Below are 19,797 nucleotides of genomic sequence, written 5' to 3' on the forward strand. Positions count from 1 at the left end.
GATATCACACGCGCTCGGTCAGATCACCCGGTCCAGCGCGCGGAGGTCGGCATCCAGTTTTCGGTACAACCAATAGGCGGCGACGAACGCGAGGCCGCCGCCCGCGCACAAGCCGAGGACCGAATCGCGCACGAGGTAGAGCTCGTCGGATTCGAGGGCGCTGAATCCGGCCAGCACGCCGATCACCGGGACCGAGGCCGATATCGCGAGATATACCGTGGTTCTTCGGCGCAGCGAGTGCAGACCGGCGGAGTCGCGCGCGGTGCTCCGGCCGTGGCGCAGGTAGCTGGGATAGACGCAGCGGACGATGTAGAACGTGGAGAGGAAGAACGTGTAGGCGACGGAGATGGTGCCTGCCACCAGCACGGTCATCGCGGCGTGGATCTGCAACCGCAGCGGCAGGTCGGTCATCCAGCGCAGCATCAGCACGCCCGTCACGGTGGCGATCAGCGCGCCGAGCAGGGTGTTCAGCGCGCACAGGTCGCCCCAGACCAGTGTTCGCTTGCGCACCCGCGCGAGCGTGGCCTCGTCGTAGCGCCTGCCCTCACGCAAGCCGCGCAAGACCGCGAGCACCTCGCGGGATATGTACACGTAGATGACGATCGCCAACGGCAAGACACCCAGGATGCATGCGATCACGCCCCTGTTCATCTGCGCGTTGACCACGTCGGGGACCCGCTCCCTGATCAGTTTCTGCGCGTGTACAGCCAGGTAGGCCGTAGCCAGGCCGATGCCGAACAGCGAAGACAACCAGAGGATCGGAGTCGGCCACCGCGAAAGACGCGCCCGCCAACTGTTCGGCGGCGGGTAGACGAGGTCGCGGGCCCGTGCCTCGAGGCACAGATCGAGCTGCTGCGCCAATTCCGAACCGCATGAGTACCGGTCCGCGGGGTCGGGCGAGAGGCACTTCAGCAGCACCCGGCACAGAGCAGGCGGGCAGTCCGGCGGAAGATCGGAGAGGAATCGCGAGTCGATGGGCCGGCGGCGCAGTTCGAGCATGCGGGCGAGCGACGTCTCCGACTCGCCCGCGTACGCCTCGTCCGCGAAGGGACGCCGTCCGGTCAGCAGTTCCCACAGCATGACGGCCAGCGCGAAGATGTCGCTTCGCGTGTCGAGGTCGGCGGCGGTCGCGGGCAGCTCGGGATGGCAGGCCTCGAGCTGTTCGGGCGACATGTACGACAGCGACCCGCCGAAGTACGCCAGCGGGCTTGTGCCCTTGACGCGTTTGCTGAAGCTGACGTTGAAATCGGCCAGCTTCGGGATGCCCTCGGCGCTGAGCAGCACGTTCGCCGGTTTGATGTCGCGGTGCAGCACTCCTCGTTCGGACGCGTGCTGTAGCGCGTCCGCGAGTCGGCGGCCCAGCCAGGCGACCGTCTCCGGCCAGGTCAACTCGGCGGTTCGTTCCCGGATAGCCGATTCGGCGGGCCGCACCTCGCCCTTCTCCGCGAGCACGGCGTCGACCGCGTCGAGCAGGAGTTGCCCGCTGTGCTGCGCCTCGGGTGTCGAGCGCCGCAAGCGCAGCACGTCGAGCAGCGTTCCGCCGGGGAGGTACTGCATGTAGAGCAGCTTCAGCTCGCCGTCGGCGATGAGCCGCTGGTCGAAGATCCGCACGATGTACTCGTGGTCCAGCTGAGCGAGGGTCTGCGGTTCGCTGCCGTGGTTGTGCGAGATCTTGACCGCGACCAGGCGCTGCATCGATTGCTGCCGAGCCAGATAGACCTGGGCGAACGCGCCCGCGCCGATGCGCATCAGCAGGTCGAAGTCGTCCACGTGGTCGCCGACGTCGAAGGCATCGAGCAGCGCTTGCGCGTTCGGGCGGGCGATCATCGTGCTGTGGTAGTCGCTCGCCTGGGCGGTCTCGGGGATGGCCGGTGCGTCAGCGGCGACCGTGCGGGGCGTACCGGCGAGCGCGCTGCGGCGCAGGGCGTGGAATTCCTCGTAGACGAGTTCGTCGGGCATCGGACCCTCGCGCAGCTCCGGGAACTCCGCGCGGTACTCGGTCAGCCGTTTGGGGATGCGATGACGCAGGAACCGGTAGTCGAGATCGATCTTGATCAGTTCGATCAGCACCAAGCGCCGCGCGGCCGGTTCGCTCGGTAGGTACGCCGCCAGATCGGGTGGTGAACCGGACGCCCATGCCTCGGTGAACAGCGCGACGGCGTTGGTCAGTGCCGTGCGGGTTCGTTCGGCGGAATCGACCAGGTCGAGCGGCTCGTGCATCGGTGGTCCGGAATCAGCCTCGGGCGATCGCGCGGATCATGCGCGCGATCCGGCCCTGCGGTAGTTGCTCCACGGTGACTCCTTTCCGCGAAACCTCCCCGATCCAGCGTATCGCCGGAGACCAGCGCACGGGCGGCAACAGCGGATCGACGGCGAAAGGTCAGCAATCATTCGGCGACGTGGGTGGGCGTTGCGCTGGGCGCGAACCGTGGCTGCGCCGCGCACAGGGTCGACGGGTTTCTGCCGCAGCGCTGCACGGCGCCGTCCGGTCGGACAAGCGCGGTCACTCGACCGCGGCGCAGCCAGCGGTGCAGGTCCGTCCCCGGCGCGGCGGCGAGCACGACACCGCCGCGTTCTTCGACCCGCGCCCGATCCTCGGGCGACAGGTCGACCGCGGTGACGATCGCGAACCGTCCGGCGATGATCTCGTCGACCGCTCGCCCATCGGGGAGCCGATCGTTCGGCGTCAGCCGACCGACCGGGCCGCGTCGCAGCGGCGAAGCGTCGACAAGGCCGGAGCGGCGCAGGGGCGGGGATTCGCCGCTGGTGAGCATGCGGGTGAAGCCGGGTAGGCGGTGCAGTCGCGGCGCGATCAGGCCGCGCAGGCGATTGCCGAGTTCGCCGCCCTGGGTCATGATCGCGCCGGTGAGCTTGGCCAGTCGAATCATGGCCCGCGCGTGTGGCTTTCGCTCGGTCTCGTAGGTGTCGAGCACACGCTCGGGCAGCTCACCGCGTAGGACGCCGGCCAGTTTCCAGGAGAGGTTGGCGGCGTCGCGTAACCCCGCGCCCATGCCCTGACCGATGAACGGCGGTGTGAGGTGGGCGGCGTCTCCTAGCAGGAAAATGCGACCGTCGCGCCAGCGGTCGGCGAGCTGGGCGCGAAAGGTGTACGCGGCCACCCGCACCAGTTCGAGGTCCGCGTCCGAGACGCCCGCCGTCCACGGTGCGAGCAGCGGACACAGTCGGGCGATATCCGCGTAGTCGTCGGCGGTCTCGCTGGGGCGAAGCCGAAATTCCCAGCGGTAGCGCGTCTTTCCGATGCGCATGTAGGTCGCGGCGCGGTCCGGATCGCAGATCTGGTGTACCCCGTCCCAGTGTCCGAGGTCGGCGGTCGTGGCGATGTCCACGACCAGCCAGCGCTGCTCGAACCGTAGATCGCGCATGCGCGCGCCCACCGCTGTGCGGACGAGGCTGTTGGCGCCGTCGCAACCGAGGACGTATCGCGCACGCACGGATTCGGCGCGACCTGTCGTCCGGTCGGTGAAATCGACGCGGACGCAAGCACCCTCCTCCGTCACAGCCGTGACTTCGGCGTTGCCGCGCAGTGTCGCGACGGGGTATCGAGCAAGGTTCGCGCGCAGGATCGCTTCCAGCTCCGGCTGGTCGAACAGGTTCGCCTCCGGATGCCCGCTGCGCTCCCCCTCCGGATCGCGATCGAATTGCGCGAGCACCCGCAGGCTCGGATCGAACAGGCGCAGACCGAGAACCGGGCGGGAGATGGCGTCGAACTCGTCGCCGACGCCGAGATGCCCGAGGAGGCGGCGGATTTCGCCGTCCAGGTGCACGGCCCGCGGCTGCGGATAAACGCCGTCCCACCGCTCCAGCACGAGGCATTCGATCCCGTATCGGGCCAGCAGGGTCGCCGCGGTGAGTCCGGTCGGGCCCGCTCCGACGAGCACGACGGGGATTATGGGCGTGGTCACGGCTGGACTCCGGCCAGCGTGAGCACGTACGCGACGGCGGCGAGGCCGGTCACGGCCGCCGGTGCGATGTCGGCCGCACCGTCGCCGTTGCGGACGTGCGCCGCGATGGCACCGGCCATCAGCAGCGTCGGACCCGTTCCCGCCGCCAGCACGCCAGCGAGGACAGTCGGGACGATTGTCATTGCGCTACCAGGACTTTCCAGGTGATCGCGTAGCGGCCGAGGATCGCCGCGACTTCCCGCTCGTACGTGGCGGCATCGAGTTCAACCGTCGCGACGACAGCACCGTCTTCGACCGCAGCCGTGACGGCGCGCACTCCGGCGCTGTCCGCAAGTGCCTCGAGCAGCTCGCGGCGGGTCGCGTCGGCGCGCAGTCCCAGCTTGTACGGCTTGCCGACGTCGGTGACCGGCAGCGCGTCGAGCACGGTGACCGTTTTCGGTGCGGCGGCGCGTTCCTGCACCCGCTCGGCGGCCCAGGCGACCAGCTCGTCTTCGGAGACGTCCGCGCCCGCCGTCACGGCGACATAGGCGACGGGCACCTCGCCGGAGTGCGCGTCCGGGCGTCCGACCGCACCCGCGGCGGTGACCCGCGGGTGTCGCAGGAGCGCGTCCTCGATGGTGGCCGGGTCGATGTTGTGGCCGCCACGGATGATCAGGTCCTTGGCGCGGCCGTGCAGGTGGATGAAGCCGTCGTCGTCGATGTGGGCCAGATCGCCGGTGTTCAGCCGGCCGTCGACCAGTGTGCCGAGACCGTCGACGAGGTGACCGCGCTCGTCACGTCCGGTCACGTAGCCCGCGAAAACCGTTGGGCCGCTGATGATCAGAACACCCGTCTCGCCCACGGGCAGCGTCTCCCACGTACCGTCCTCGGCGACGCGGACGACCGCGACGTGCTGATAGGGCATGCGTTGCCCGACCGCGCCCGGTCGAGGCCGGTCCGGGAAGCTGCGCGCCGACGCGCAGGTCGCCTCGGTGAGGCCGTAGCCCTCCACCAGGGTCACGCCGGTGTGTGTCTGGAAGTTCTCGCGCACCGCGGGCGGGAGCGGTGACGCGCCGACCATCGCGTAGCGCAGGCTGGAGATGTCGGCATCGATCGGGCACTGCGCGAGCACGGCGTACACGGTCGGCACCGCGCTCATCGCGGCGATCCTGTAGTGCGCCACGATGTTCCAGAACTCGGCGTAGAGGGTGAAGTCGCGGTAGCCGAGTGGTCCCGCCCAGACCACCGATTGGCCGCGGAACAGCGGTGCGAGCAGGGTGACGACGAGCGCGTTGACGTGGAACAGCGGTAGCGCGGCGAAGACGACCGCGTCCTCGTCGAGCAGTGAGTTGGCGGCGATCATCCACGCGTTGGCGACCTCACCGGAATGCCGGTGCGCGGCCAGCTTCGGCACGCCGGTGGTGCCGCCGGTGTGGAACAGGGCCGCCAGATCCGAGGCAGTGGGCGGCACTCCGACGAAGCGCGACGAATCTTGCTCGGCCGCGAAGGCATCGAGATAGCCGACGCGCACACCGGCGATGGCGGGCAGCTCTGGAGCGTGGTCCGCAGCGGCGGTGGGTCGCAGCACCAGCAGCGCGTCCACCAGTCCTCGCGCGGCCAGCTCACGCGCGCATGCCCAACTCTCGGCGGCGAGTTCGGGCCCGGCGACGATCAGGATTCGAGCACCTGATCGGCCGAGCAACTCGGCGATGTGATCACGCGAGAGACCGCCGTTGATCGGTGCGGCGATGCCCGCCAGCTGCGCGGCGAGGGTTGCGGGGATCAGCTCGGCGCAATTCGGTGCGATCAGCGCCACCGCGTCGCCCCGGCGAACCCCGAGCTCGTGCAGGAGGTTCGCATACCGGTGCACGTCGGCGAGTAGTTCGCCGTAGCTGCGGCGCAACGGTTCTCGCCAGCGCGCGGCCTCGGGCAGCACGGTGATCGCGTCGTGGCGCGGCCACCGTGCCGCGGCACGGACGAGCAGGGCGTAGGTGGATTCGGGCAGACCGCGCGCCGCCAAGGGCACCGATTCGATCGCGGCCAAATCCTCCGGATCGGCGTAGCGAGGCCAGAGGAGGTCTTCGGCGGAGGTCTCGAGCGTCGTCTCGGTCACCGGGCGTACCTCACGACCGTGCGCTGGCGACCCAGATCGAGGACACCGTCGTCGGTACCGATCGCGGCCTCGACGACATCGCCGTCTTTCAAGTACTTCGGATTCTTGGCCTGGCCCTTGAAGAACATCTTCCACTTGACCTTCGGCGGCAACAGCGAACCGATGATCTCGATGGGCTTGGCAGGAGCGCTGATCGCCGTGCCGACCGGTGTTCCGGTCAGCAGCAGATCACCGGCGTCCATTCGCTGGAACCGGGTCAATTCGCGCAGCGCGTCGACCGGCCGGTAGATCATGTCGGCGACCGTCATGTCCTGGCGCACCTCGCCGTTGACCCACAGCCGCAACCGCAGATCGGTGAACCGCTTCAACTCGTCGGCCTCCAGCAAGACCAGCGCCGGACCGACCGGGGTGAACGTCGGATACGACTTCGCCTCGTAGAACTGTGTTTTCGGCAACTGCACGTCACGAGCGGAGATGTCATTGGTGACGACCAGGCCCGCGATGTAGTCGGGCAGATTCTCCGCGTCGATCTCCGAGCCGACCGGCATCTCCCGACCGAAGACCAGGCCGATCTCCACCTCGTAATCGAGCAGGTTCACGTGGGCGGGCCGGATCACGTCGTCGTGCGGGCCGCTGATCGAGCCGGAAGCCTTGCGGAAGAACGTCAACGGCACCGTCTCCGGATCCATGCCCGAGTCCTTCACGTGCGAGGCGAAGTTCGTCATCTGCGCCACCACACGGCACGGCGCCGTGACCGGCGAGATCAACGAAAGGCTGTCCACCGCAACAACATCAGCGCTGGTAGCCGCCGCGGCGATCGCCGCGCGGTCGGCGAGCAGCTCCCGCGTGGTCGTCGCGGCGGTGTCGATGCGGGCCGCACCGGCGGGCGTGCGCACCCACCAAGCGTCGGCGGTACGGAGAACGGAAACACTCATGACTTGGCTACTTTCAACAGGCCGCCCAAGCGGCGGAGATCGAATTCGTTGTCCTCGCGCAGCGCGTCGATGACCGCGCGCACCTCCCGCAGCGACTCGGCGCCCGGCGAGAGGCCGAGGAAATCCTTGGTGGCGGGCGGACCCCACTGCGCGAGACCCGACGCACTCATCGGCGCCCAACCCGGCTCCACAGTGCAGTCGAACATGTCGCCGTCGCTGAAGTGCTCGACCATCAAGCCATCCGGGTCCCGCCAGTAGTCGAAGATCTGACTGCCCTGGATATGGCGGCCGATCCCCCACGACCGGCGGTAACCACGCTCGCGCAGGTACTCGCCACCCGCGGCCAGCGCGTCCAGATCGGCGACCTGATACGCCGAGTGCACGTACCGGTTGGACGGCCCCAAAGTCAGCGCGAGCGTGTGGTGGTCGGCCGGAGTCGAACCTCGATCGCAGCGGATGAAGCTCATCACCGGCCCGCGCTCCCGCTGCCCCGGGTAGTACAGGAAATCGCTGACGATCATGCCGAGCTGGCGTAGGTACCAGTCCAGTGTCTCCCGATACCTTGTCGACTGGACCACCACGTGCCCGAGCCGCTGCACCCGCGCGGGCACACGCGGCGGCCGCTGCGTGGCGTTCACCCGCATCACCTCGTGCCCGAGATTCAGCACATGCGGCTGCTGCACGGGCAGCGCGGGCAGCCGATGCGTCTCGGCGACGACCCGGACTCGCAGTCCGCTCGGATCGACCAGATCGACGGCCGATCCGCCGATCGACTCCGGCAGCGGCGCCATCTTCGAGTTCGTCGCGGACGCCAGGCGCAGCAGATCGGCGGCGTCGGCGGCCTGGAACGCCGGACCGACGAACCGCGACCGCGCGCCGCGGCGGATCAGCACGCAGGGCGAGCCCGCGTCGGTGCCGCGCAACCGCACCTCGTCGGCCGTTCGGTGCGCCGTCGTGAAGCCGAAGGCGTGCCCGAAGGTCTCGGCACCCGCCAGATCGGGCTTCTCGAACTCCAGCCACGCGAGATCGAGCACCTTCACCACCGGATTGCGCGCTCGGCCCGGATGCTCACCCGCCAACGCGCCGCGCTCGCTGTGCAGACCGCTGTGCACATCGTGCTGGCCGCTCATCGACCACTCCCTTCCAAGTACTGACGATATCGTCACTCACGACCAAACACTCAGTCAAGAGCTTCTGACAAATTCGTCACTACTGACCCGGGCGCTACTATGACGTGCGAGGACGTCAGGAGAGGTGGATTGCGATGACCGGTTCGGAACCCAACCGCTTGGAGCGCCGGAAGGCGCGCACCCGCGCCGCGCTGGTCGGCGCGGCCCAGTCGCTGCTGGCCGAGGGCAGGCTCAACGTCCCGATCCTGGAGATCACCCAGGCCGCGGACGTCGGCATGGGCTCGTTCTACAACCACTTCCAGAGCCGAGAGGAACTGTTCCACGCCGCGGTCGAGGAGGCGCTCGACCGGCACGGCGCGCTGCTCGACCTGCTGTGCGAGGACCTGGACGACCCCGCCCAGGTGTTCGCCCAGAGCTTCCGCCTCACCGGCCGTCTGCACCGACGCAACCCCACGCTGAGCAAGGTGCTGCTCGCCGACGGGCTCGGTCTCGTGAGCTCCGAGCGGGGGCTCGCACCCCGCGCCCGTCGCGATATCGAAGCGGCGGCCAGCGCAGGACGGTTCCAGGTCCGCGATTCGGAGCTGGCCATGACCATCGTCGCGGGCGCCGCGCTGTGCCTCGGCAGGCTCCTGCACGACAACCCCGAGCGCGACGACGCCGAGGCCGCCGATCAGGTGACCGAGGACCTGCTGCGCATGTTCGGTCTGCCCGCCGACGAGGCCGCCGAGATCTGTCGCCGACCGCTGCCCTCGCTCGACGCCGCGCCCCAGGACGGCACCGCGGCCTGACGCCTCAGCAACGTCTCAGCCCGTGGTGGCAGACTGGCTGGACACGGCAGATCCGGATTGGCGGGATAGCGATACTGATGGATTCACCGAACACCGTGCGCGACGACGACCTGGCACACTTTCGCACCGAATTCGCCCGATTCATGATGTCGTACCAGTTCGTCACCTCGGAGTTGATGACCAAGATCAACATCCTCAAGGACGAGTTCACCTATATCCACAAGTACAGCCCGATCGAGCACGTCCGATCGCGGCTGAAGTCGCCGGAGAGCATCCTGCACAAGCTGCGGCGCAAGAACATCCCGATCACCCTGCCCGACATCAGGAAGAACATCGTCGACATCGCGGGCGTGCGCATCACCTGCAGCTTCATCCAGGACACCTACCGGATCGCGGACATGCTGACCAGCCAGTCCGACGTCACCGTCAACGAGGTGCGCGACTACATCGCCAACCCCAAGCCCAACGGCTACAAGAGCCTGCACATCCTGCTCGAACTGCCGGTCTTCATGAGCGACCGCGTCGAGCACGTGCCCGCCGAGTTGCAGATCCGCACCATCGCCATGGACTTCTGGGCGAGCCTGGAGCACAAGATCTACTACAAGTACGGCGGCGAGATCCCGGACGAGCTGCTCACCGAGCTGACCGACGCCGCCGACGCCGCGAACCGGCTCGACATGCGGATGGAACATCTGCACGAGCGGGTCGCGCAATCCCGGCTCACCGCGCCCGGCGAAGAGGGCGCGATCCCGCTGCCCGCTCCGGTCGAACTCCTGGAGTCCCTCGCGCGCGAGCACCGCATGAACCGCTAGCGAGCGGCAAACCTCAGAACTACCGCGCCGCGATCGCATTTCGGCCCGGCCCGAACACGCGGCCTCGAATGCCGTGCGGCAGCTACCGATTCCGCTGATCTCTGCGGGGTTGTTTCCAGCCCTGCGCGTTACGCGGGCTGATCGAAGTCTTCGCTCCGAGTTGTCCACGAGCTCGGGTCCATTGGTCTCTGGCGGCAGTCGATGTTGGTTGGAGGGCGCATGCGCAGTTCATGTTCGGGAGTCAGCACCGCGACTGGTCGGTGCGGTAGGCAGGATGGTCGGTCGCCGCGTCGATGTGGTGTCCGCCGATGACCTGGATCGTTGTCGAGCTTTTCGTCCGGCTGGCCATCGGGGGCCTGCTCGTCCTGGCCGGGATCGCCAAGTTCTCCACCACGGCGGCGTGGCGAGTGGACTGGCTGGACTCCTACAAACTGCTCCCGCGTCCCTCCCTGCTCCCGATGGCGTGGCTGATGCCGCTGACCGAGGTGGTGGTAGGCGTGATGCTCGCGCTCGGCGCTTTCGGACGCGCCGGCGCGATCGCCGCGATCGCGACGTTGGGCATGGTGACCGCCGCGGTGGTGATCGCGCTGATCCGCGGGCAAGAAGTCTCGTGCGGATGCCTCGGCAAGGTAGGAACCCTGATCTCCTGGCCGGTCGTGGTCCGCAACATGGTGCTCATCGCCGCGCTGGTCGTGGTCGCCCTGCGCGGAGTGAGCGGTCCGAGCATCACCGAATTCGGCCCTGCGGTCCAGGTTGTCGCAATCGCCGCCATCACCGCCGCGCTGAGCCTGACCGCCCACCGACGCCTGCCACCCGAATCAGCGGCCGATCCCCTCGCGGCGCCGCAAACCGAACCGGCCGATCTGCCCTTTCCTCATCCACCCGCATCCCAGGAGGCCCACTCGTGATCGCGCGCCGCGATGTGCTCCGCCGCCTCGGGCTCACCGCCGTGTTCACCGCCACCAGAGCTCGCAGATCGAGCTATCGGTCGGAGGACCCCTCTACGATGCCGTTGACACCCGAATTCGTTGGGGCCGCAGAGACCTGGAGATCGATATGCAGCTTTCGGATAACGCACATGGACTGGGCGGGCTGCGGGAGGACAGCCAGTTCTACCGGGTTCGCGGCTGATGCTCGAGGCGACCATCTCTCGGATTCTGACCGTGCTGTCCGAGATTGCCGAGCGCGAGGGGGACGAGCCGGGGCCAGGGCCGCGCCCGCCCGCATCGACGCCCGCCGTCGCCGAGGCCCGGCGGGCACGGAGCGGCGGTTTCTCGCCGGAGTACCTGGACTTCTTGCTCCTGCACGACGGCTGGCCGGAATTCCCCTGGGGCAGCACGTTATTCGGCACGAAGGAGCTGACCGACGACGAGACCTACCCGTACTACGAGGAGACGCTGGAGGACTGCGAGGCGCCCGAGGAGTTGATGGACGCCCTGATCGTCGGCGCCTCGCACAACGATCCTTCCGTGGTGCTGTTGCTCGGCAGCGGCGAGGTGGTCGATTTCCTGTACGAGGAGCGTGCCAGGTATCCCGGCTTCGGAGCTTTCCTGACCGACCGGCTGACCGCGGTGGAGTCCTATCTGGCGCGGCTGGTGCAGCGTGAGCAGGACGCGCGCGCCGACTGGACCCCGGCGCATCGCGAAGCGAAGGAGGCTCGGCTTCTCGAGGAACTGCGCTCCGCGTCGACCACCCGGCCTCGCGCGGCCGTCCCGGTTGCTCCGGCACCGCAGGCGCACGACCCGATGCCTGCTGTCGTCGAGCCCGGCGATCTGAGGGTGGGCAAGAAGGAACCCAAGGCGTCGGTGATGCTCAACTCGGTGCTCTACCTCGGCTCCTATCCGTCGCCGGACGAGGTGATCGGCTGCTTCCGGGCCTTCCGCCGTCATTTCCCCGTCGATGGCGATATGGTCTGGGCCGTGCCGAACGCGTTCGGCGGCTTTCCCGAGGACGCCGAACATCCCGACGACGAGTCGTGGGCGGCGCAGATGCGCGTCGATGTCGGCGGTCATTTCGGCATCCGAGTCTCGGTGCGGGCTGGGGCCACGGCTGAGCGCTCCTACACCCTCAATGTCCGCGGCATCCCGCCCACCGACGACGACCGCACGCGGGCCTCGTTCTGCGAAGTCATCGTTCCCGTCGACGAGGATCCGGAGCGGCTCGCACGGCTGACGGCCGAGTTGACCGAGCTGCTGCCGGTACGGTCCGGCCACGGCGGATACAGCGCCTACGTCTGGGACCACGACGCCACCAACGACCCGTACCAGCGCGTATTCTCTTGGTGCCGCCGCTTTTTCGCCCTCGACGTCGGGCAGGTCGACGGCTGGCTCGAAGCGGCGACCGAGCGGGTGGTGGGCGCCGGCTGGCTGACCGTCCTCGGCCCGGCGTTCCTTACACATCTCTCGGGCGCAGCGCTGCCGGTCTTCACCACCCCCGGCATCACCGTGACCCGCGGACAGGGTGGCGGGGTCGTCATCCGGGCGGGCGAGCGCCCCTCCCTCGGCGACGTGCACCGCGGCGAGTTCCCCCTCGCCCTGGCCGAGATCGACTGGTATCTGCTGCCGCTGAAAGCTGTTGGCTGGCACCACACATCGACCTGGTGGCCCGCGCCAGGACAGGTCTGGCAGGTGACCTACGACGAACTACCCGGCGGCTTCGCCGACCACCGCGCCACATCGGCCTGGCTGACCCGCCTCATCGACCCGCAACGCTTCCTCGGCCCCACCGCCCACGAGCAAGGCGAGAACCTTGTCGATCAGCCTCCCCCGACGCGCCCGCCCAGGCATACACCCGGCTGATCGACAACTGCTGCACGACCACCTCGCCTTCCGGCACTCCCGCTCGACGCGGTTTGTCGGTGAACGGTCAATCCCATTGGGCGACAGCGGCCGTGCCGATCCTGTGGTCGGTGATCGAGGAGGCCGCACCGGATACGCCCAACGCGCCGAGCACTGTGCCGCCGACCCGGATGATCACACCCCCGCCATTGGGCACCAATGAGTGTGTCCCCGATTGCCGCGGTCCACCAACCAAAGGCTGCCCCTCCGGTGTTGCGGTGGTCATGTGCACCGTGTCGAACCCCAGCGCAATCGCCGCTTCCGCCTTACGTTTCGCGATCTCGGTCGTGTACCGCGCCGCACCATCCATGCACGCGAAGGCCACCATCTTCCCGCCGACCTCCACAACCGCAACCGCCACAGCCTCCCCCAACTCCCCCGCCACCTTCCGAGCGGCCGAGATCACCGAGTCGGCCTGGTCAAGCGAAATAGTCACGTTCCCATCCTCCCCCACCCACAGCCGGTTAGCCGCGGCCTCCGCCATCGGCGCCGACACCGACCGCGTTCAACCACGTAGACCGGTACGCCGGCGCCGCGTCACCTCCTGCGGTGAGCCGGGGCAGCCGCGCTGTCGGCGGAGGTGCCGTGTCGTCGGTGGCGGCGCAACACCACCGGATATCGCCGAGTTCGCGGTGGCCGCTGCACACGCTGGAATCACCTACTGCCCCAGCGCCTTCAGCCGTCAGTCGCAGACGGCACCGCCGGAGGCCGAGCCGACCAACTTCGTGTACTTCGCGAGAACACCTCGGGTGTAGCGGGGCGGCAACGGCTTCCAACCCTCGCCGCGCTGAACGAGTTCGCTTTCGTCGACCAGCACATCGAGTTTGCCCGCGGCGACGTCGAGGCGAATGCGGTCGCCATCGCGCACGAACGCGATCGGGCCGCCGTCGACCGCTTCCGGGGCGACGTGCCCGACGCACAGACCGGTGGTGCCGCCGGAGAACCGCCCGTCGGTGAGCAGCAGCACGTCCTTGCCGAGGCCCGCGCCCTTGATGGCCGCGGTGATGGCCAGCATCTCACGCATCCCCGGCCCGCCCTTGGGCCCCTCGTACCGGATGACGACCACGTCGCCCGCGGTGATCGTGCCGTCCTCCAGCGCGTCCATCGCGGCGCGCTCGCGGTCGAAAACCCTTGCCGTGCCGACGAATACATCCGAGTCGAAGCCCGCCGACTTGACCACGGCACCCTCGGGCGCGAGGGTCCCGGTGAGGATGGTGATGCCGCCGGTGGGATGGATCGGCGAGGCCATCGCCCGGATCACCTTGCCGTCGGGGTCCGGCGGGGTGATCTCGGCCAGGTTCTCCGCCACCGTCCGGCCCGTCACGGTCAGGCAGTCGCCGTGCAGCAAACCGGCGTCGAGCAGCGCCTTCATCATCACCGGCACGCCGCCGATGCGGTCCACGTCGGTCATCACATGCTTGCCGAAGGGTTTGACGTCGGCCAGGTGCGGCACTCGGCGACCGATCCGCGCGAAATCGTCCAGCGACAGGTCGACGTTCGCCTCGTGCGCGATGGCGAGCAGGTGCAGCACCGCATTGGTGGAACCGCCGAAAGCCATGACGACCGCGATCGCGTTCTCGAACGCGGGTTTGGTCAGGATGTCGGAGGCGGTGATGCCCTGCCGGATCAACTCCACCACCGCCTCGCCGCTGCGCCGGGCGTAGCCGTCGCGGCGGCGGTCGGTCGCGGGCGGCGCCGCGCTGCCCGGCAGCGACATGCCGAGCGCCTCGGCCGCGCTGGCCATGGTGTTGGCGGTGTACATACCGCCGCAGGCACCCTCGCCGGGGCAGATGGCCCGCTCGATGGCGTCGACGTCGTCGCGGCTCATCAGCCCGCGCGCGCAGGCGCCGACCGCTTCGAACGCGTCGATGATCGTCACCTCACGCTCGCTGCCGTCGGAGAGTTTCGCGATGCCGGGCAGGATCGAACCCGCGTAAAGGAACACGCTGGACAGGTTCAACCTGGCCGCCGCCATCAGCATCCCCGGCAGCGACTTGTCGCAGCCGGCGAGCAGCACCGAGCCGTCGAGCCGCTCGGCCTGCATCACCGTCTCGACACTGTCGGCGATCACCTCCCTGGAGACCAAGGAGAAATGCATCCCCTCGTGTCCCATGGAAATGCCGTCGGACACCGAGATGGTGCCGAACTGCATCGGGTAGCCGCCGCCTGAGAAGACACCGTCTTTGCACCCCTGGGCGAGCCGGTCCAGCGACAGATTGCACGGCGTGATCTCGTTCCACGACGAGGCCACCCCGATCTGCGGCTTCTCCCAGTCCGCATCCCCCATACCGACCGCACGCAACATCCCGCGCGCGGCGGCCCTCTCCAGTCCGTCGGTGACGTCGCGGCTACGCGGTTTGAGATCGACCTTCTGATTCTCGGACACGATTCCCCATCATCCTCGCTCCACCCCGATTACGCCGCCGACCACGCCGAACCTTCCGACTACCTCGGCCAGAAGACGTGATCGTCTCTGACGAGGGCCTGAGGGCCACCCTCGCCCGGAATCCGGCGCACGGCGTCACCAGCACTGAACTCCGCCACATTTGCCTCCGCCCGCTTGTCCGACAACTCAGGGCGGCGGAGGGGCCAGCAGCTCGAGTTTGGTTGCCGCGAGGGTGCCGGTGTCGGCGGTGTAGAGGACGAGTACTTGGTCGTGCTCGCCGGGAAGTTCGACAGATTCGTAGGTGAGTTCGAATTCTCCGACGAGAGGATGATCGAACTGCTTGATTCCGTGTCCCTTGCGCCGGACGGTGTGCTGGTCCCACTTTTCGCGGAATTCCTCACTGCGCGAGGAGAGTTCGTCGACAAGTGCGCCGAGCGCGAGATCGCCGGGGTGACGGCCGAGGTCGCGCCGTAGGTAGCCAACAGCGTTGGATACGGCCAGGTCGCGATTGGGGTATAGGCGCTGGACCTTTTCGTCGAGCAGTACCAGCCGCGCCAGGTTGCGTTGCCGGGCGGGAAGGGTGTCGAAGTCGGTGATCAGTCGGCACGCGAAGGCGTTCCATGCCAGCACTTCCATGCGGCGTCCAAGGATGAACGCCGGCCGGGCGTCGAGGGCCGATAGCACGCGCAGCAGCCCGGAATGCGGCCGCTGCGGAGTCGGCGGCGTAACAGGTCTGGCCATGGGTCGGGCCAAGTGGGTCAGGTGGTCGCGTTCGTCGGTATCGAGGTGCAGTACATCGGCGATGACGTCGAGCACGCTGTCCGAGACCCGGCCTGCGCGGCCCTGCTCGAACCGGATGTAGTAGTCGACACTGATCGACGCCAGCTGCGCGAGTTCTTCGCGGCGTAGCCCCGCGACCCGGCGGGGACCGCGTCCGTCGGCGAGTCCGGCCTCGGCGGGGGTGATCCGGGCCCGCCGGGATTTCAGGAATGCTCCAAGATCCGGATGGGCAGCCATGTCGTCACTCCTCGGTCAGGTTGTGGAAACGTTCAGGGTGGTATCGCCGGTCCCCCGGTAGATTCATCCGAGGAAGTGGCGCGGCCTGGGTGTCGGCACTGCCCGCTGGGACTGTCGAAAGACACATCGGCACAACGGCAGGAGTCCGCCCATGACAGATTCTCAGTTGTCGCGGCGAAATGTATTGCGCAGCTCGGCTGTAATGGCCGGAGCTTTCGGTGCCGGGACACACCAGCTTTCCGGTCCGACGGTTCCGGGCTCGCCGGGGGGCGCAGCTCACAATGTCGAGGCCGTCGGATACAGCGATCTCGAGCACCGGCCCGGATTCAAGATGGCGATTCGGCAGAAAGGTGGGCGCTGGTATCTGTACATGGGGCATGTGTGGCATTCGGGGTGGAGTGTGGTGGACGTGACCGATCCGACTCGACCGGAAGTCGCGGCCTTCGTGCCCGGTCCGGTCGACACGTGGACGTTGCAGGTCGATCTGTCCGGCGATCTGATGGTGACAGCCCTGGAAAAGGTGTTCCCGAACTTCGGTGGCGACCCGATCGCGGCGTTCGAGGAAGGAATTTACCTGTGGGACATCGCCGATCCGGTCCGGCCGAAGCAGCTCGGGCATTTCCGCACCGGCGGTAGCGGCACCCATCGCAACCACTACCCGGGTGGAAGGTATGCGCATCTGGCCGCGGGTATGCCTGGCTACCGCGGCAATATCTATGTCGCAGTGGATATCTCGAATCCGGCCGCGCCCACCGAGGCCGGGAGGTGGTGGGTTCCCGGCCAGCACGCCGCAGGCGGCGAACCCGCCAGCGCACCACGCGACCGGCAAGACGGCCATCTCGACTTCCCAACGGCATGCTGCTCGAGCGGGCACGACGTGTCCCTGCATGGTCCCGCCTACATCGACGGCCGTCTCGCCTACCTCCCCTACGGGGGCGCGGGAATGATCGTGCTCGATATCTCCGATATCGCGCGCCCCCGGCAAGTCGGCCACTTGTCGTTCAGTCCGCCGTTTCACTCCCGCTTCGGCGTCCACAGCGTATTGCCGTTGCCGCAACACGGGATCGCGTTCGTCAACTCCGAGCACACCACCTACGCCGACGGCGCAACGCACCACGCTTCGGTGGTCGACATCCGTGACCCCACCAGTCCGTACTTGCTGTCGCTGTTCCCTGAGCCTGTGCCGCCGCCCGGTGCGCCCTACGCCGACTTCGCCACCCGGGGTGGGTGGCGTGGTCCGCACAACATCAACCACAACCAGCACCACCCCGATGTGCAACCGCAAGGCGATTTGTTCTATATCGCTCACTTCAACGCCGGCCTGCGGATCTACGACGTGTCCAATCCCCGCCTGGTTCGCGAGACCGGGTACTTCCTGCCGCCGCAACCTACCCGCCGATACGGACCCATGCCCGAAGACGCCCTGGTTACACAAACTGAGGACGTCGTCGTGGACCGCCGCGGCTTCATCTATATCACCGACAAGAACCAAGGCCTGTGGATTCTGCGCTACACGGGACCACAACCGCGGCGGTAGCCGCGCCGACCGAACCCCGTGTCGATAACAGCTCCGCAGTCGGCTGTGGGCGGCTGGGTTCGAGTCATCTTTGCGCGGACCGCTGAGCGCCCGCCACCACGAGACATACTCCTCACACAAGCGATGAGAATGCCGCTGGCTCCTACCGCGGTGGCCGACGCCGCTCGGATGGTCGTGTCGGCGCCCTCCCGTTGTCAGAGCGGTCGGCGTCGGCTCCATGCGAGCGAGGATCGCACGCGCACGTAACCAGTGCCAGGTTTCGCCGATCCTGGTTTTCGCTGTCCCAGGATCATGGTGACCAGTTACGGCGCCGGCCCGGCCACACTGATCTGCGTCACACTCCGGCGCGTCTAGCACAATCGGATTGGTTCTACCAGGTCTGCCGCGGTCCTGGATATCGCCGGAGCGCGGGCATACCGTTGCGGGACATGAGGATTCGAACTCGCTCGGTGGCACCTGCACGACGGTTGCGCAGGGGCCGGGTCGCGACAGTGATGGCGGTTTTCGCCATCGTGCTGGGATCCTGTGGCACCGAGGCGGAGCCGGTGCGACCTGAGCAGTATGTGGTGCCCGGCGATTCCGCATTCCCCGGCGGGCTGGCCTATGACCATGCGAGCGGGTCGTTCTTCACCGGCAGCACCCGCGACGGCACCGTATTCCGTGGCTACCCGGACGATCCGCAAGCGCATGAATGGCTTCCTGGCGGCGCCGAGGGCCGGACAACGACAAGCGGGCTGGTCTCCGATGACCGTGGCAGGCTTTTCATCGGCGGTGGCCCGACCAACCAGCTGTGGATCCACGACATCGGATCCGGAGTCCTGCTCGCCACTCTCACCGGCATCGACGGCGGATTCGTCAACGACATCACCATCACACCCGATGGCACCGCCTTCCTTACCGACTCCCTGGCACATGTGATCTACCGAGTGACCGAATCCAGCGGGCGATGGCAGCTGCACACCTGGCTCGACCTGACTGGCACCACGGTGCCGCGGGTGGATGGGCACAACCTCAACGGCATCGCCGCGGTCGACGAAACAACGCTGCTGGCGGTGCATTCGATGACCGGCGGCCTGTACCGCATCGACGCCCGCACGAGAGAAGTGACCGAAGTCGATCTCGGCCCCACTCGGTTGTTCGGCGGAGACGGGCTTGTCGTCTCCGGCAGCGACCTGTATGTCGTCCAGGGCGGATTGTCACCACAGAACCCGCGACCACAGGTGTCGCTGCTACACCTGTCATCGGACCACACCAGCGCCCAACTGCGTTGCGCGACCACGCATTCCGACTTCCGCCACCCCAGCACCGCCCGCATGGCCGAAGGCCGCCTGCTGATCGTCAACAGCCAATACAACACCGGGCAACGCGGCCAACATCCCGAACTTCCATTCACCATCACCGCATTACAACCACCCCGCGCCGACACCTGCCCCACCTGACAACACCACACCCCGGGGCCGGGTCGACAACACCAGGAGGACTCCATGAGAAGGCCATCGACAACGATCGCCGCGGTCATCGGCTGCACCGCATTGCTCTCCGTCGCACCCGGAGCCGCCGGTGGCGAAAGCCCCGGACCACCGACTCCAGGCGGTCCCGCCGCACCGGCAGACGCTGCCGTCGACGGTCCCGTGAATTTCGACACGTTGACCGCGACCGTCACCCCTGATCACGGGTATTTCACCGGCATCACCGTCGAATTCGACCGCACCAGCCGCACCGAATCAGGCGAAAAGCCTTCTGCCGCAACCCAATTTGTCTTCCTGTTCGACAGATCGATTCGCATCAACGCCGACCGGTTCCCTGTCTGCAGCCGTACCGAACTAGCCACGCACGGCATCGCCGGCTGCCCCACCGGTTCCCAAGTCGGCTCAGGGACCGCCCAGATCCATCCCGCCACCACCGCCGACGTTTTCGTCTTCAACACCCGATACTCCGATGGCGACCACGGAGTCCTGATCACCATCCCCGCCACCGGCGCGATCCTCGAAAACACCCTCGAACCGGTCACCGGCCACCCTGGCAGCCCCTACGGAGTCGGCCTCGACGAACTACTCCCGTCACCGCTACCGCCGCAACAACGCAGCGCCACCACCCGCTTCCGAGTCACCTTCGGCACCACCCGCACAGACCACACCGGCACCCACAGCTACCTCGAATCCTTTGCCCTTCCCGGCCAACCACTCGAACTCGGCATCTGGAGCAGATTCGTCACCGGCCAGATCATCCAAACGACCGATTCCGTTCCACGCCCCTCTCCCATACCGTGAACGCCGAGCTCGAGCGTCAACTCATTACACAAGCCGGTACCTGATCTACCACGCAGCCGACGGCGAACCG

At 67.6% G+C, this 19,797-nt stretch carries 16 protein-coding genes; 7 read left to right on the forward strand and 9 right to left on the reverse strand.

All coding sequences use genetic code 11. The features are described 5' to 3' along the window. Positions 1-18: 18 nt before the first annotated feature. From CRP45_RS31410 to CRP45_RS31430, 6 genes are all read right to left on the reverse strand, one after another. On the reverse strand, positions 19-2,220 hold the full coding sequence (locus CRP45_RS31410) for a serine/threonine-protein kinase (protein WP_097248253.1): 2,202 nt from the start codon (positions 2,218-2,220) through the stop codon (positions 19-21). A gap of 167 nt (positions 2,221-2,387) precedes the next feature. Continuing rightward, positions 2,388-3,923 carry a bifunctional 3-(3-hydroxy-phenyl)propionate/3-hydroxycinnamic acid hydroxylase MhpA gene (gene mhpA, locus CRP45_RS31415; RefSeq protein WP_097248254.1) on the reverse strand — a complete coding sequence of 512 codons (1,536 nt, stop codon included), beginning with the start codon at positions 3,921-3,923 and terminating at the stop codon, positions 2,388-2,390. Beyond that, positions 3,920-4,105, reverse strand: a complete 186-nt coding sequence (locus CRP45_RS33565; RefSeq protein ID WP_143861587.1) for a hypothetical protein — start codon at positions 4,103-4,105, stop codon at positions 3,920-3,922. Before CRP45_RS33565 ends, mhpA begins: the two co-directional genes overlap by 4 nt. Further along, positions 4,102-6,015, reverse strand: coding sequence for an acyl-CoA synthetase (locus tag CRP45_RS31420; protein ID WP_097248255.1), 1,914 nt, complete (start codon positions 6,013-6,015; stop codon positions 4,102-4,104). The genes CRP45_RS33565 and CRP45_RS31420 overlap by 4 nt, the downstream gene beginning before the upstream one ends. Then, entirely contained in the window at positions 6,012-6,950 is a 939-nt protein-coding gene (locus tag CRP45_RS31425) for a fumarylacetoacetate hydrolase family protein (protein WP_097248256.1), read from the reverse strand. The genes CRP45_RS31420 and CRP45_RS31425 overlap by 4 nt, the downstream gene beginning before the upstream one ends. Continuing rightward, positions 6,947-8,080, reverse strand: coding sequence for a VOC family protein (locus tag CRP45_RS31430; RefSeq protein ID WP_097248257.1), 1,134 nt, complete (start codon positions 8,078-8,080; stop codon positions 6,947-6,949). Before CRP45_RS31430 ends, CRP45_RS31425 begins: the two co-directional genes overlap by 4 nt. A 134-nt stretch (positions 8,081-8,214) precedes the next feature. On the opposite strand from CRP45_RS31430, the gene CRP45_RS31435 reads away from it, so the two are divergent. The 4 genes from CRP45_RS31435 (at position 8,215) to CRP45_RS33085 (ending at position 12,478) form a co-directional block, all read left to right on the forward strand. Then, complete coding sequence (locus CRP45_RS31435; protein WP_097248258.1) at positions 8,215-8,868, forward strand: TetR/AcrR family transcriptional regulator; 654 nt, start codon at positions 8,215-8,217, stop codon at positions 8,866-8,868. Positions 8,869-8,945: 77 nt separating this feature from the next. Beyond that, positions 8,946-9,680, forward strand: a complete 735-nt coding sequence (locus tag CRP45_RS31440) for a GTP pyrophosphokinase (protein ID WP_067788117.1) — start codon at positions 8,946-8,948, stop codon at positions 9,678-9,680. Positions 9,681-9,988: 308 nt separating this feature from the next. After that, complete coding sequence (locus CRP45_RS31445) at positions 9,989-10,588, forward strand: MauE/DoxX family redox-associated membrane protein (RefSeq protein ID WP_179831078.1); 600 nt, start codon at positions 9,989-9,991, stop codon at positions 10,586-10,588. A 222-nt stretch (positions 10,589-10,810) separates the two neighbouring features. Further along, positions 10,811-12,478, forward strand: a complete 1,668-nt coding sequence (locus CRP45_RS33085; protein ID WP_101750210.1) for a type VI immunity family protein — start codon at positions 10,811-10,813, stop codon at positions 12,476-12,478. A gap of 67 nt (positions 12,479-12,545) precedes the next feature. On the opposite strand, the gene CRP45_RS31455 is transcribed toward CRP45_RS33085, so the two are convergent. The 3 genes from CRP45_RS31455 to CRP45_RS31465 form a co-directional block, all read right to left on the reverse strand. Continuing rightward, positions 12,546-13,001 (reverse strand): heme-binding protein, encoded by a 456-nt coding sequence (locus CRP45_RS31455; protein ID WP_097248260.1) that lies wholly within the window; start codon positions 12,999-13,001, stop codon positions 12,546-12,548. A 198-nt stretch (positions 13,002-13,199) separates the two neighbouring features. Beyond that, a complete protein-coding gene (ilvD, locus tag CRP45_RS31460) occupies positions 13,200-14,903 on the reverse strand; it encodes a dihydroxy-acid dehydratase (protein ID WP_245910642.1) in 1,704 nt (567 codons plus the stop codon). 186 nt (positions 14,904-15,089) lie between these two features. Further along, positions 15,090-15,920 (reverse strand): helix-turn-helix transcriptional regulator, encoded by an 831-nt coding sequence (locus CRP45_RS31465; protein ID WP_097248262.1) that lies wholly within the window; start codon positions 15,918-15,920, stop codon positions 15,090-15,092. 445 nt (positions 15,921-16,365) lie between these two features. Here CRP45_RS31465 and CRP45_RS31470 point away from each other — a divergent pair, with 445 nt between their 5' ends. The 3 genes from CRP45_RS31470 (at position 16,366) to CRP45_RS31480 (ending at position 19,727) form a co-directional block, all read left to right on the forward strand. Beyond that, positions 16,366-17,457, forward strand: a complete 1,092-nt coding sequence (locus CRP45_RS31470; RefSeq protein WP_218841212.1) for an LVIVD repeat-containing protein — start codon at positions 16,366-16,368, stop codon at positions 17,455-17,457. 428 nt (positions 17,458-17,885) lie between these two features. Beyond that, complete coding sequence (locus CRP45_RS31475; RefSeq protein WP_143861588.1) at positions 17,886-18,896, forward strand: NHL repeat-containing protein; 1,011 nt, start codon at positions 17,886-17,888, stop codon at positions 18,894-18,896. Between the two features lie 45 nt (positions 18,897-18,941). Next, on the forward strand, positions 18,942-19,727 hold the full coding sequence (locus tag CRP45_RS31480; RefSeq protein WP_143861589.1) for a hypothetical protein: 786 nt from the start codon (positions 18,942-18,944) through the stop codon (positions 19,725-19,727). The last annotated feature ends 70 nt before the right edge of the window (positions 19,728-19,797 follow it).

Origin of the sequence: Nocardia amikacinitolerans (assembly GCF_900215415.1) — a bacterium.
Taxonomy (GTDB): Bacteria; Actinomycetota; Actinomycetes; order Mycobacteriales; family Mycobacteriaceae; genus Nocardia; species Nocardia amikacinitolerans.

Excerpts from the sequence above, each read along its gene's own strand:
- CRP45_RS31410 (WP_097248253.1), bottom strand. The coding sequence starts at position 2,220 with ATGCACGAGCCGCTCGACCTGGTCGATTCCGCCGAACGAACCCGCACG.
- CRP45_RS33565 (WP_143861587.1), bottom strand. The coding sequence starts at position 4,105 with ATGACAATCGTCCCGACTGTCCTCGCTGGCGTGCTGGCGGCGGGAACG.
- CRP45_RS31425 (WP_097248256.1), bottom strand. The coding sequence starts at position 6,950 with ATGAGTGTTTCCGTTCTCCGTACCGCCGACGCTTGGTGGGTGCGCACG.
- CRP45_RS31430 (WP_097248257.1), bottom strand. The coding sequence starts at position 8,080 with ATGAGCGGCCAGCACGATGTGCACAGCGGTCTGCACAGCGAGCGCGGC.
- CRP45_RS31435 (WP_097248258.1), top strand. The coding sequence starts at position 8,215 with ATGACCGGTTCGGAACCCAACCGCTTGGAGCGCCGGAAGGCGCGCACC.
- CRP45_RS31440 (WP_067788117.1), top strand. The coding sequence starts at position 8,946 with ATGGATTCACCGAACACCGTGCGCGACGACGACCTGGCACACTTTCGC.
- CRP45_RS31445 (WP_179831078.1), top strand. The coding sequence starts at position 9,989 with ATGACCTGGATCGTTGTCGAGCTTTTCGTCCGGCTGGCCATCGGGGGC.
- CRP45_RS33085 (WP_101750210.1), top strand. The coding sequence starts at position 10,811 with ATGCTCGAGGCGACCATCTCTCGGATTCTGACCGTGCTGTCCGAGATT.
- CRP45_RS31455 (WP_097248260.1), bottom strand. The coding sequence starts at position 13,001 with ATGGCGGAGGCCGCGGCTAACCGGCTGTGGGTGGGGGAGGATGGGAAC.
- CRP45_RS31465 (WP_097248262.1), bottom strand. The coding sequence starts at position 15,920 with ATGGCTGCCCATCCGGATCTTGGAGCATTCCTGAAATCCCGGCGGGCC.
- CRP45_RS31475 (WP_143861588.1), top strand. The coding sequence starts at position 17,886 with ATGAGGATTCGAACTCGCTCGGTGGCACCTGCACGACGGTTGCGCAGG.
- CRP45_RS31480 (WP_143861589.1), top strand. The coding sequence starts at position 18,942 with ATGAGAAGGCCATCGACAACGATCGCCGCGGTCATCGGCTGCACCGCA.